The sequence below is a fragment of the Geodermatophilus sp. SYSU D00965 genome (genome assembly GCF_054050075.1).
Genome location: NZ_JBJGYQ010000008.1, coordinates 58,968 through 70,615, shown reverse-complemented (window position 1 = coordinate 70,615; position 11,648 = coordinate 58,968). Strand labels below are relative to the sequence as shown.

Below are 11,648 nucleotides of genomic sequence, written 5' to 3'. Positions count from 1 at the left end.
CGCGCCGAGCATGCGAGGCGTGGGGGCACGGGGTCCTTCCCGGCACCTGGCCGCGGTGTCGTCCGGAGGACGACAGATCACACCGCCCGGGCCCGCTGCTCCCCCACGGCGGCGGCGGTGCCCTCCTCCGCCGCGCGGCAGATGTTGCGCACCATCCCCCCGAAGACGAACCCGTGGAACGGGACCAACGCCCACCAGTAGAGGTGACCGAACAGCCCGTGCGGCCGGAAGGTCGCCTTCTGGCGCAGCCGGGTGCGGCCGTCCTCCTGTTCCACGTGGAACTCCAGCCAGGCCAGCCCCGGCACCCGCATCTCCGCGCGCAGCCGCAGCAGCCGGCCCTCGTCGAGCTCCTCGACCCGCCAGAAGTCCAGGGCGTCACCGACGTAGAGGTCCTCCGGCGACCGGCGGCCGCGCCGCAGCCCCACCCCGCCGACCGCGCGGTCGAGCCAGCCGCGCACCTCCCAGGCCAGCGGGAAGGAGTACCAGCCGGTCTCCCCGCCGATCCCCTCGACCACCCGCCAGAGGGCGGCCGGCGCGGCGTCGGTCTCGCGGGTCCGCTCGTCGACGTAGAGGCTGCCGCCGGCCCAGTCCGGGTCGGTGGGCAGCGGGTCGGACGGCGCCCCCGGCACCGACGCCGAGGACCACCGGGTCGCGACGGCGGAGTCGCGGGTGCGCTGGATCGCCAGCCGCACCGCGTCGTCGAACCCGAGCAGCCCCTCCGGCGGGTCGGGCAGGTAGCGGGCGATGTCGTGCTCGCCGCAGACGACGGTGTTGCGCAGCGACTCCACCAGCGGGCGGGCGATCCCGGCCGGTACCGGCGTGACCAGCCCGACCCAGTGGCTGGACAGGGACGGCGTGAACAGCGGCACCGGCAGGATCCGCCGCCGGGGCAGGCCGGCCACGACCGCGAAGCGCTGCATCATCTGCTCGTAGTCCATGACGTCGGGGCCGCCGATGTCGAAGCAGCGGTGGACGTCGGGCGGCAGCGTCGCGCAGCCGACGAGGTACCGCAGCACGTCGCGGATGGCGATCGGCTGGATGCGGCTGTGCACCCACCGCGGCGTGACCATGACAGGCAGCCGCTCGGTCAGGTACCGGAGCATCTCGAACGACGCCGACCCCGAGCCGAGGACGACGGCCGCTCGTAGCACGACGGTCGGGACGCCGGAGCCCAGCAGGATCTCCGCGACCTCGGCGCGGGAGCGCAGGTGCGGGGAGAGCTCCTCGTTGCGCGGCTCGAGACCGCCGAGGTAGACCAGCCGGCCGACCCCGGCCTCGCGCGCGGCCCGGGCCATCACGCGGGCGGTCCGCCGGTCGGTCTCCTCGAACGCCGGGCCGGTGCCCAGCGCGTGGACCAGGTAGTAGACGACATCGACGCCGGCGCAGGCGGCGGCGACCGCCGCGGCGTCCCCGGCGTCGGCCCGGGCGATCTCCACCTGCCCGGCCCACGGGTGGTCGCGCAGCCGCTCCGGCGAGCGGGTCATCACGCGGACCCGGTGGCCGGCCGCGAGCAGCTCGGGGACCAGCCGGCCCCCGATGTAGCCGGTGGCACCGGTGACGAGGCAGGTCATGGGGGTGGCGGCGGGGTCGGCCATGCCCCAGTGTCCGGCGTCCGGACCGGCGGTGCTCGGGTCGCGCGCGATCGGGCCGGGGTCCACCATCGGCTGAGCCTGGCCAACGGCGGTCGGACACGACAGTGACCCGGCACGAGCTGAGCAGGAGGCCCGCATGGCCGACGCGACCGAGGCACCGGAACGGACCGAGGACGGTCAGCCCACCCTCAAGCGGGTCATGGGCCCCGGGCTCCTGCTGCTGTTCATCGTCGGCGACATCCTCGGCACCGGGATCTACGCGCTGACCGGCCAGGTCGCCGCGCAGGTGGGCGGGGTCGTCTGGCTGCCGTTCCTCGTCGCGTTCCTGGTCGCGCTGGTCACCGCGTTCAGCTACCTGGAGCTGGTGACGAAGTACCCGCAGGCCGCGGGTGCGGCGCTGTACACGCACAAGGCGTTCGGCGTCCACTTCGTCACGTTCCTCGTCGCCTTCGCGGTGATGAGCTCCGGCATCACGTCGGCGTCCACGGCCGCGCGGGCGTTCAGCGCCAACGCGGCCAGCGTGTTCGGCCTCGGCATCGAGGACGGCATCGGGATCACCCTGATCGGCCTGGGCTTCATGGCGCTGGTCGCCCTGGTCAACCACCGGGGGGTCGGCGAGAGCGTCAAGGCCAACGTGGTCCTCACCTGCGTCGAGCTGTCCGGCCTGCTGATCGTCATCGGGGTCGGCGTGTGGGCGCTGGGGCTGGGGGAGGGCGACTTCTCCCGGGTCACCGAGTTCGACACCGGGGAACGGTCCGTGCTCGGCGGGGTCATCGCCGCGACCGGGCTGGCCTTCTTCGCCATGGTCGGGTTCGAGGACTCGGTGAACATGGCCGAGGAGTGCAAGGAGCCGCGGCGGATCTTCCCCAAGGTGCTGCTGGCGGGGCTGTGCCTGACCGGCCTGATCTACGTGCTGGTGTCCATCTCGGCCATCGCGCTGGTGCCGGCCGGTGACCTCAGCGAGGGCGACACCCCGCTGCTGCAGGTGGTGCAGGCCGGCGCGCCCGGCTTCCCGATCGGGATCTTCGGCGTCATCACCATGTTCGCCGTCGCCAACTCCGCGCTGATCAACATGCTCATGGCCAGCCGGCTGGTCTACGGGATGAGCCGCCAGCACGTGCTGCCGCCGCTGCTGGGCCGGGTGCACCCGCGGCGGCGCACACCCACCACCGCGATCCTGTTCACCACCGCGCTGGCCTTCGGCCTGATCACCTTCGTCGGCGCGGTGCCGGCCCTCGGCGGGACGACGGCGCTGCTGCTGCTCGTCGTCTTCACCGTCGTCAACGTCGCCGTCCTGGTGCTGCGCCGGGACACGGTGGACGCCGACCACTTCCGCACCCCCACCGTGCTGCCCGTCATCGGCGCCCTGGCCTGCGGTTTCCTCGCCACGCCGTGGGCCGGCCGGCCTCCCGAGCAGTACCGGATCGCGGGCATCCTGCTGGCCATCGGCGTCGTGCTGTGGGGCGTGACGGTGCTCGTCAACCGGCGGACCGGGCCCGCCGTCCCGCCGCTGGACCCCGACCGGTTCACCAAGGGCGGCCCGGTCAACTGAGGAAGGACCACCCTTCCCCCACGCCTCGCACGCTCGTGGCGGGGCCCGGCACCGGGCCACCCAGCGGCCGCGGGACGGCGTGTCGACCCGGGGTCCACCATCGGGGGTGGCTGACGAGTCGCGAGTGGCGCAGATCCCTCCTCAGGGCGTGGACGGCGGCATTCCTGTCGTAGGACCCGGTATCCTGGGAGGCAGGAACCGCCAGCAACCGGCTCAGCGCCTCTCTACGCCGTCCTGCCCCCCGCCGCTCGCGGGGGAGCCGTGCGCCGGTTGCGCGACAGAAGGGCCCCACGTGGTCGCTCGACCTCAGACTGACAACGCGTACTCCGGCAGCTCCATCACCGTCCTCGAGGGTCTCGAGGCCGTCCGCAAGCGTCCCGGTATGTACATCGGGTCGACCGGTGAGCGGGGTCTGCACCACATGGTGTGGGAGGTCGTCGACAACTCCGTCGACGAGGCCCTCGCCGGCCACTGCGACACCGTGAAGGTCACCCTGCTCGCCGACGGCGGCGTCCGGGTCGAGGACAACGGCCGTGGCATCCCGGTCGACATGCACCCGGTCGAGAAGCGCCCCACTGTCGAGGTCGTCCTCACCGTGCTGCACGCCGGCGGCAAGTTCGACGGCAAGAGCTACGCGGTCTCCGGCGGCCTGCACGGCGTCGGCGTCACCGTCGTCAACGCGCTGTCCACGAAGCTCGACGTCCGCATCAAGCGGGACGGCTTCGAGTGGTTCCAGCACTACGACATGGCCAAGCCCGGCCCGCTGGAGAAGGTGGGCCCCACCGACGGGACCGGCACCACCACGACGTTCTGGGCCGACGGCTCCATCTTCGAGACGACGACCTACTCGTTCGACACGATCAGCCGCCGGCTGCAGGAGATGGCCTTCCTCAACAAGGGCTTGACCATCGTGCTGCGCGACGAGCGGCCCGGGCAGGGCAAGGTCGAGACGGGCATGGCCGAGGAGGTCACCCTCGCCGAGGCCGCGCCGGAGCCCGGTGCCGAGGCCGAGGCGTTCGAGGCCACCGAGATCACCTACCGGTACGACGGCGGTCTCGAGGACTACGTCAAGCACATCAACGCCAAGAAGACGGCGATCCACCGCTCGATCATCAGCTTCGGCGCCGAGGGCGTCGGCAAGAACGACATGCGGATGAGCGTGGACGTCGCGATGCAGTGGTCCGACGCGTACTCCGAGTCGGTCTACTCGTTCGCCAACACGATCAACACGCACGAGGGCGGCACCCACGAGGAGGGCTTCCGCACGGCGCTCACCTCGATCGTCAACCGGTACGCCGAGGAGAAGAAGCTCTTCAAGCCCAAGGACGAGAAGCTCACCGGCGAAGACATCCGCGAGGGCCTGGCCGCGATCGTCTCGGTGAAGATCGGCGACCCGCAGTTCGAGGGCCAGACGAAGACCAAGCTCGGCAACACCGAGGTCAAGGGCTTCGTGCAGCGGGTGTGCAACGAGCAGATCGCGCACTGGTTCGAGGCCAACCCGACCGAGGCCAAGACGATCATCAACAAGGCCTCGTCCGCGGCCCGTGCCCGCCGCGCCGCGCAGGACGCGCGCAAGCTGGCCCGCAAGAACCTGCTGAGCAACAACTCGCTGCCCGGCAAGCTGGCCGACTGCCGCTCGACCGACCCGCGCAACTCCGAGATCTACATCGTCGAGGGTGACTCCGCCGGCGGTTCGGCCAAGTCCGGCCGCGACTCGATGTTCCAGGCGATCCTGCCCATCCGCGGCAAGATCATCAACGTCGAGAAGGCACGCATCGACCGGGTCCTCAAGAACAACGAGGTCCAGTCGATGATCACCGCGTTCGGCACCGGCATCCACGACGAGTTCGACCTGTCGAAGCTGCGGTACCACAAGATCGTGCTGATGGCCGACGCCGACGTCGACGGCCAGCACATCCGCACCCTGCTGCTGACCCTGCTGTTCCGCTTCATGCGGCCGCTGGTCGAGGCCGGTCACGTGTACCTGGCACAGCCGCCGCTCTACAAGATCAAGTGGGGCGGCAAGCACGGCGACGACTACGCCTACTCCGACCGCGAGCGCGACGCGCTGGTCGAGGCCGGCAAGCAGGAGGGCCGCAAGGTCCGCGAGGAGATGATCCAGCGGTTCAAGGGGCTCGGCGAGATGAACGCCACCGAGCTGTGGGAGACCACCATGGACCCGGAGACCCGCATCCTGCTGCAGGTCACCCTCGAGGACGCCGCCACCGCCGACGAGCTGTTCAGCGTGCTGATGGGCGAGGACGTCGAGGCCCGCCGCAGCTTCATCACCCGCAACGCCAAGGACGTCCGCTTCCTCGACGTCTAGAAGGACCCCCTCGCTCCCCACGCCTCGCTCCGCTCGGCGCGGGCCCCTGCGAGGGGGCCGACGGTGGATCGCGCCCGACGTCCGCTCCCGAACCTGAAGGACCTGAACCGTGACCGAGACCCCTGCCCGCGACCGCGTCGAACCGGTCGACCTCCAGCAGGAGATGCAGCGCAGCTACATCGACTACGCGATGTCGGTCATCGTCGGCCGCGCGCTCCCCGAGGTCCGTGACGGCCTCAAGCCCGTGCACCGGCGCGTGCTGTTCGCCATGTACGACCAGGGCTTCCGCCCCGACCGCGGGTACGTCAAGTGCGCCCGCGTCGTCGGTGAGGTCATGGGTAACTACCACCCGCACGGCGACTCGGCGATCTACGACGCCCTCGTGCGGCTGGCCCAGCCCTGGTCGATGCGCTACCCGCTCATCGACGGCCAGGGCAACTTCGGCTCCCCGGGCAACGACCCGGCGGCGGCCATGCGCTACACCGAGGCCCGGCTGACCCCGCTGGCCATGGAGATGATGGCCGGGATCGACGAGGAGACCGTCGACTTCCAGGCCAACTACGACGGGCGCAACCAGGAGCCGCTGGTCCTGCCCTCGCGCGTCCCCAACCTGCTGATCAACGGCTCGGCCGGCATCGCCGTCGGCATGGCCACCAACATGCCGCCGCACAACCTCCGCGAGGTCGCCGACGCGGTGTTCTGGATGCTCGAGCACCCGGACGCCGAGCACGAGGAGGCCCTCACCGCGTGCATGGAGCGGATCAAGGGCCCCGACTTCCCGACCCACGGCCTGATCGTCGGCCGCGAGGGGATCGAGGAGGCTTACCGCACCGGCCGCGGCTCGGTCCGCATGCGCGCGGTGGTCACCGTCGAGGAGGACGCCAAGGGCCGGGTCCAGCTCGTCGTCACCGAGCTGCCCTACCAGGTCAACCCCGACAACCTGGCCGAGGCGATCGCCGAGGCGGTCAAGGACGGCCGGCTCCAGGGCATCAGCGAGATCGCCGACGAGTCCAGCGACCGCGTCGGCCGCCGCCTGGTGATCACCCTGCGCCGTGACGCCGTGGCCAAGGTCGTGCTGAACAACCTCTACAAGCACACCCAGTTGCAGACGTCGTTCGGCTGCAACATGCTCTCGATCGTCGACGGCGTTCCGCGGACGCTGCGGCTCGACGAGCTGGTCCGGCTGTGGGTCACCCACCAGGTCGACGTCATCCAGCGGCGCACCCGCTACCGGCTGCGCAAGGCCGAGGAGCGCGCGCACATCCTGCGCGGCTACGCCAAGGCCCTCGACCAGCTCGACGCGGTCATCGCGCTCATCCGCAACAGCCCCTCGGCCGACACCGCCCGGACCGGCCTCATGGAGCTGCTCGACGTCGACGAGATCCAGGCGACGGCGATCCTCGACCTGCAGCTGCGCCGGCTGGCCGCCCTCGAGCGGCAGCGGATCATGGACGAGCTGGCCGAGATCGAGGCCCGCATCGCCGACCTGCAGGCGATCCTCGCCTCGCCCGAGCGGCAGCGGCAGATCATCCGCGACGAGCTCACCGAGATCGTGGAGAAGTACGGCGACGACCGGCGCACGAAGTTCGTGGCCAACGACGGCGACGTCTCCATGGAGGACCTCATCGCCGAGGAGGAGGTCGTCGTCACCATCACCCGCACCGGCTACGCCAAGCGGACCAAGAGCGACCTCTACCGGTCGCAGCGGCGCGGCGGCAAGGGCGTCATGGGTGCGGCGCTGAAGCAGGACGACATCGTCGACCACTTCTTCGTGGGCTCCACCCACGACTGGATCCTGTTCTTCACCAACAAGGGCCGGGTGTACCGGGCCAAGGCCTACGAGCTGCCCGAGGCCAACCGCACCGCCCGAGGCGCGCACGTGGCCAACATCCTGGCCTTCCAGCCGGACGAGCGGATCGCCCAGGTCATGCAGATCAAGGACTACGGGGTCGCCCCGTACCTGGTGCTGGCCACCGCGCGTGGCCAGGTGAAGAAGACCCGGCTGACCGACTTCGACTCCCCGCGCAGCGGCGGCGTCATCGCGATCAACCTGCGCGACAACGACGAGCTGGTCGGCGCCGCGCTGATCGACCCGGAGCAGGACCTGCTGCTGGTCACCCGCAAGGCGATGTCGATCCGGTTCAAGGCCGACGACGCCGCGCTGCGGCCGATGGGTCGCGCCACCGAGGGCGTGCGCGGCATCTCCCTCGCCGACGACGACGCCCTGCTGTCGATGATCGTGGTCGAGGAGGGCGTCGACGTCCTCGTCGCCACCGAACGGGGGTTCGCCAAGCGGACCGGGATCGAGAACTACCCGAACCAGGGCCGCGGCGGCAAGGGCGTCCTGACCGCCGACCCCAAGGCCCGCAAGGGGTCGCTGGTCGGTGCCCTCGCGGTGCGGCTCGGCGACGAGCTGTACGCGATCACCTCCGGCGGTGGCGTCATCCGCACGCCGGTCAACGGGGTCCGGCACAACAAGGACCGCGCCACCATGGGTGTCAAGCTCATGAACTTGCCCGAAGACGTCTCGATCGTGGCGATCGCGCGTACGACGGACAACGACGAGCCCTCCGCCTAGTCTGGGGAGCGATGTCGGAGGAGGCGCGGCGCCCGGGCCCCCGGGAACGGGCGCCGCGCCCCGTCCGGCACCACCACCACTGATCTGAACGGCGCCCGGGCGCCCTCGGCGGCGTGCCGGGCCACCCGGGCACGAGAGAGCGGCGCGGGCCGCTGGGGGACGGGAGACTCGCATGAGCGACCGGACGCAGGGTTCGGTGCGCACCGGGTCCCGGCCCGGGGACACCTCCGCGGCGAAGGGGACGGCGACCGATCGGCAGGCCGACGGGACGGCGCCGGTCACGGCGACCCAGGCCATCCCCGACACGGGCACCCAGCGGGCACAGGCCGCGGAGACCGACGACGGGACGGCGCCGGTCGCGGCCGAGCCGCTGTCGAGCGGTGCAGGCGCCTCCGCGGCGACCTCCGCGCCGGCGGCCCAGGGCACCGCGGTCGTCCCCGTACCGGACAGCGCCCCGTCCGCGGGTCAGCCCGCGGTCACCCCCGCCGCCAAGGGCGCCGGCAAGCAGAAGGCCGCCCGCGGCCCGCGGCGCGCCCGCCTCCAGCTCCGGCACGTCGACACCTGGTCGGCGCTGAAGATCTCGCTGGTGCTGTCCATCGCGATGTTCTTCATCTGGATGGTGGCCGTCGGCGTCCTCTACGGCGTCCTCTCCGGCCTCGGCGTCTTCGAGACCCTCAACGACCTGTTCGGCCAGCTCGGCACCGCCTCCGGCGGCGAGGGCGGCAGCGAGGTCATCACCCCGGGCATCGTCTTCGGCGGCGCCGCGGTCATCGGTGCGATCAACATCGTGCTGATGACGGCGCTGTGCACCGTCGCGGCGTTCATCTACAACATGTGCTCGGACCTCGTCGGCGGCCTGGAGGTGACCCTCTCGGAGCGGGACTGAGGGAGGACCCCGTCCTCCGCACCCCCCTGCGATCGCCTCGGGCAGGCCAGGTAAGCTGTTCGAGGTTCACGGGCCTGTAGCTCAGGCGGTTAGAGCGCATCCCTGATAAGGATGAGGCCGGAGGTTCAAGTCCTCCCAGGCCCACCCGTGTGCCGGCGCCCCAGGTGCCGTCGGAACGCCCCGTCCGGGGCCGCTCCGCCCCCTCCCTCCCGGAGGCGGGAACCCCCCTCGAGGAGGTACACCGCGTGCTGAAGAAGCTGGCGCTGGCCGCCGCCGCGGCCGGGGCGCTCGCCCTGGTCCGCAAGCGCTCGGCCGGCCGGGCCGAGGCCGACCTCTGGGCCGAGGCCACCCGCGGCTCCCGGTCGGTGAGCACGCCCACCCGCTGACCCGCCGGGGGTTCTCCCCCCGGACACCCGGGGACGTAGCTCAATTGGCAGAGCACCGCCTTTGCAAGGCGGGGGTTAGGGGTTCGATTCCCCTCGTCTCCACTCCTCTCACCTGTGGTCTCACCTCCGTCGGAGGCTCAGGCGAGCCCTCCAGCGGGCTGTCGGTCCGCAGAGAGTCCGCAACCCGTCCGTGGGTTGCGGCCCGCAGCGTGTCCAGCCGGTCGGCGACGTCGTCCAGGTCGGCGACGTCCGGTCGGCGTCGTCCAGGTCGGCGTAGCGGTCCAGGGTCATGGCCGCCGAGGCGTGCCCGAGCATCCGCTGCACCGCCTTGACGTCGGCGCCGGCCTTGATCGTCAACGAGGCGGCGGTGTGCCGCAGCTCGTGCGGCGTGAGCCCGGGTTCCCCGCACTGCCCCGACGAGAGGCAGCCCTGCTGATCTAGATCGCGACGGGTGTCCGCGCAGCGTTCGCAACTGCCAGAGCGAGGGAAGCGGCGGCCAAGGCGAGGTAGAGGCCAGGGAATGCCAGGTTGTACAGCACCCGGGCGCGAAGATGCGCGAGGACCGCGCCGATGTAGAAGGCGACCAGGCCGGTGGCCGCGGCGATGTCGAGGTAGGGCACCACCAGGATCCCGAGGGCGAGTCCCGCTGCGCCAGCGAGTTTGAGAGTGGCCAGTAGCGGCAGCCACGAACGCGGCACGCCGACCTCGGCGGAGTTCGCCAGGACGAAGTCCGCCTTGGCGTAGTCGGCGATCGCGATGGCGCTGTTCGCCAGGATCGTGACGAGTGCGACGGCGACGTAGGCAGGCAGCATGCCGATGCTCCTCGAAGCGCCGCCCAGCCGGGAGATGGTCCTCACTCAGACCCGACGTGTTGCTCCTCACTGCTGGCGAGTGGTCAGCCGGTCAGCCGGTGCGGCAGCGCGGCGGGACCGGGTGAGGACCAGTCCGCCGAGGACGGCGGCGGTGAGCCCGACCGCCGAGGCCAGGAGGCCTCCGACGATCCCGGAGCCAGTGCCAGGGCCTCCGTCGGCGGCGGCCACGACCAGTCCGCCGACGACCGCCCCGGCCAGCCCCGTCACCAGGGCCACCACGCCGCCCCTCCCGCTGCGGGTGCCGGGACGACCAGGGGAACGGACCAGGGCCAGCCCTCCGACGATCGCGCCGGTCAGCCCCAGCAACACGGCCACCACGGACCAGGAACGCCCAGGGGTGAAGGCGCCGGCGCCGGTCGACCGGACCACGACCTGGGCGGTTGCCGGCGCGGCAGACCCCAGGAGCGCGAGCGTGGCAGACATCGCTGAGGCGATCAGGTGAGTGACGGACATGGTGCATCTCCTCTGCTGCTCGTCACGTCGCCGTGGTCGGCGCCGTCACTGCAGTGACGGGCGTCGACGGGAGGATGTGACCGATGGACGAGGGAGCGGCAGGAGCGCAGCCGCTGGCCGAGCAGTTCGAGGCGCACCGCGCGCACCTGCGGGCGGTCGCACACCGGATGCTCGGCTCGGCGGAGGAGGCCGACGACGCCGTGCAGGAGGCGTGGCTGCGCCTGCAGCGCCACGGGTCCACCGACGTGGCCAACCTCGGTGGGTGGTTGACCACGGTCGTCGGTCGGGTGTGCCTGGACGTGCTGCGCCGCCGGAGGGCTCGCCGCGAGGAGCCACTGGACCTGCACGCGCCGAACCTCGAGGGCGGGCCCGAGCCGGAGCACGAGGCGGAGCTGGCCGACTCTGTCGGCCTGGCACTGCTCGTCGTGCTGGACACCCTGACGCCGCCGGAGCGCCTCGCCTTCGTGCTGCACGACCTGTTCGCCGTCCCCTTCGACGAGGTCGCGGCCGTCCTCGACCGCACTCCGGCCGCGGCACGACAACTGGCGAGCCGCGCTCGGCGCCGGGTGCAGGGTGTGCCGGCGGGCACCGCCGACCCTACGGACGCCCGGCGCCGCCAGGAGGTGGTGCGGGCGTTCTTGGCCGCCGCACGCGGGGGCGACTTCGCGGGGCTACTGGCCGTGCTGGACCCGGATGTCGTGTTGCGCGCAGACGCCGCCGTTCCCGATCTCGGTGGGCTGCAGCGGCTCAGCGGCGACCAGGCGATCGCCCGCGCCTTCCTGGGCAAGGCGCGAGCCACACGAGCAGCGCTGCTCGACGGAGCCCCCGGGGCGGTGTTCCTGCTCGGTGGACGGCTGCGCGGGGCGCTGGAGTTCGTCGTCTCCGGCGGCCGGATCACCGCCGTGGACGTCGTCTTCGACCCCCTCGTCCTCGACGCGCTCGACGTGGTGCTCCTCGAGGACTGATCCCTGGCACCCGTCCCAGCTCCGGCCCTCCATCGACG

Annotated in this window: 10 protein-coding genes and 2 tRNA genes; 8 read left to right on the top strand and 4 right to left on the bottom strand. The window is 71.8% G+C overall.

Features of this window, described 5'->3' with window-relative positions; translation table 11 throughout:
• Positions 1-77 precede the first annotated feature (77 nt).
• Positions 78-1,661 carry an SDR family oxidoreductase gene (locus ACI789_RS09470; RefSeq protein WP_457008336.1) on the bottom strand — a complete coding sequence of 528 codons (1,584 nt, stop codon included), beginning with the start codon at positions 1,659-1,661 and terminating at the stop codon, positions 78-80.
• A gap of 67 nt (positions 1,662-1,728) precedes the next feature.
• Between ACI789_RS09470 and ACI789_RS09465 the strand changes: the two genes are divergently transcribed.
• The 7 genes from ACI789_RS09465 to ACI789_RS09435 all read left to right on the top strand — a co-directional run bounded on the left by ACI789_RS09465 (position 1,729) and on the right by ACI789_RS09435 (position 9,422).
• A complete protein-coding gene (locus tag ACI789_RS09465) occupies positions 1,729-3,144 on the top strand; it encodes an APC family permease (RefSeq protein ID WP_457008334.1) in 1,416 nt (471 codons plus the stop codon).
• 292 nt (positions 3,145-3,436) lie between these two features.
• Positions 3,437-5,470, top strand: a complete 2,034-nt coding sequence (gene gyrB / locus ACI789_RS09460) for a DNA topoisomerase (ATP-hydrolyzing) subunit B (protein ID WP_457008332.1) — start codon at positions 3,437-3,439, stop codon at positions 5,468-5,470.
• A gap of 109 nt (positions 5,471-5,579) precedes the next feature.
• On the top strand, positions 5,580-8,048 hold the full coding sequence (gene gyrA, locus ACI789_RS09455) for a DNA gyrase subunit A (protein WP_457008330.1): 2,469 nt from the start codon (positions 5,580-5,582) through the stop codon (positions 8,046-8,048).
• Positions 8,049-8,220: 172 nt separating this feature from the next.
• Positions 8,221-8,934 (top strand): DUF3566 domain-containing protein, encoded by a 714-nt coding sequence (locus ACI789_RS09450; RefSeq protein WP_457008328.1) that lies wholly within the window; start codon positions 8,221-8,223, stop codon positions 8,932-8,934.
• A 70-nt stretch (positions 8,935-9,004) separates the two neighbouring features.
• Positions 9,005-9,078: transfer RNA gene (locus ACI789_RS09445), tRNA-Ile, on the top strand.
• A 101-nt stretch (positions 9,079-9,179) separates the two neighbouring features.
• Entirely contained in the window at positions 9,180-9,320 is a 141-nt protein-coding gene (locus ACI789_RS09440) for a DLW-39 family protein (RefSeq protein ID WP_456917998.1), read from the top strand.
• Positions 9,321-9,349: 29 nt separating this feature from the next.
• Positions 9,350-9,422, top strand: a tRNA-Ala gene (locus ACI789_RS09435).
• A gap of 18 nt (positions 9,423-9,440) precedes the next feature.
• On the opposite strand, the gene ACI789_RS09430 is transcribed toward ACI789_RS09435, so the two are convergent.
• The 3 genes from ACI789_RS09430 to ACI789_RS09420 all read right to left on the bottom strand — a co-directional run bounded on the left by ACI789_RS09430 (position 9,441) and on the right by ACI789_RS09420 (position 10,645).
• A complete protein-coding gene (locus ACI789_RS09430) occupies positions 9,441-9,677 on the bottom strand; it encodes a hypothetical protein (RefSeq protein WP_457008326.1) in 237 nt (78 codons plus the stop codon).
• A gap of 80 nt (positions 9,678-9,757) precedes the next feature.
• A complete protein-coding gene (locus ACI789_RS09425; RefSeq protein ID WP_457008324.1) occupies positions 9,758-10,132 on the bottom strand; it encodes a DoxX family protein in 375 nt (124 codons plus the stop codon).
• Positions 10,133-10,198: 66 nt separating this feature from the next.
• Entirely contained in the window at positions 10,199-10,645 is a 447-nt protein-coding gene (locus ACI789_RS09420) for a DUF6223 family protein (RefSeq protein WP_457008322.1), read from the bottom strand.
• Positions 10,646-10,728: 83 nt separating this feature from the next.
• On the opposite strand from ACI789_RS09420, the gene ACI789_RS09415 reads away from it, so the two are divergent.
• Positions 10,729-11,610 carry a sigma-70 family RNA polymerase sigma factor gene (locus ACI789_RS09415; RefSeq protein ID WP_457008320.1) on the top strand — a complete coding sequence of 294 codons (882 nt, stop codon included), beginning with the start codon at positions 10,729-10,731 and terminating at the stop codon, positions 11,608-11,610.
• The last annotated feature ends 38 nt before the right edge of the window (positions 11,611-11,648 follow it).

Coding starts and splice junctions, on each gene's coding strand:
- ACI789_RS09425 (WP_457008324.1), bottom strand. CDS start 10,132: ATGCTGCCTGCCTACGTCGCCGTCGCACTCGTCACGATCCTGGCGAAC.
- ACI789_RS09470 (WP_457008336.1), bottom strand. CDS start 1,661: ATGGTGGACCCCGGCCCGATCGCGCGCGACCCGAGCACCGCCGGTCCG.
- ACI789_RS09465 (WP_457008334.1), top strand. CDS start 1,729: ATGGCCGACGCGACCGAGGCACCGGAACGGACCGAGGACGGTCAGCCC.
- ACI789_RS09420 (WP_457008322.1), bottom strand. CDS start 10,645: ATGTCCGTCACTCACCTGATCGCCTCAGCGATGTCTGCCACGCTCGCG.
- ACI789_RS09415 (WP_457008320.1), top strand. CDS start 10,729: ATGGACGAGGGAGCGGCAGGAGCGCAGCCGCTGGCCGAGCAGTTCGAG.
- ACI789_RS09450 (WP_457008328.1), top strand. CDS start 8,221: ATGAGCGACCGGACGCAGGGTTCGGTGCGCACCGGGTCCCGGCCCGGG.